This is a genomic window from Ochrobactrum sp. SFR4 (assembly GCF_019730395.1).
Classification (GTDB): Bacteria; Pseudomonadota; Alphaproteobacteria; order Rhizobiales; family Rhizobiaceae; genus Pseudochrobactrum.
On the sequence record NZ_JAAPBB010000378.1, the window covers coordinates 1 to 355 of the forward strand.

Here is a 355-nt window from a genome sequence, read left to right on the forward strand (position 1 = left end):
CTTTCAGTTATCCGTTTTGATTGTTTGATTGCCTGTTCCACAACCCGTCCTTTCTTCAGAAATGCATTTTGCAATGCGGGTTGCATGCTTTACTGTATCTGAAAGTAAGATAAACATGGTCATCGTGGAAACACTGGCGACAGATCGTGCTCAATGTGACGGATAATCATCATGATCAACCACTTCGGAGATCTGCTGGCCTTTGTAAAAGTCGCAGACAGCCAAAGCTTTACCCAAACGGCGGAACGGCTTGGCATGTCCCGTTCAGCGGTCGGAAAATGCATTGCACGACTGGAAGAAAATCTGGCAACCCGTCTGGTGCATCGCACCACCCGTTCTGTGCGCCTGACCGAAG

Annotated in this window: 1 protein-coding gene; it reads left to right on the forward strand. The window is 48.7% G+C overall.

What is annotated here, in order from left to right; genetic code table 11:
• Positions 1-171: 171 nt before the first annotated feature.
• Positions 172-355: helix-turn-helix domain-containing protein (locus HBA93_RS19445; RefSeq protein ID WP_221724387.1), on the forward strand; the 184-nt coding region annotated here is incomplete at its 3' end.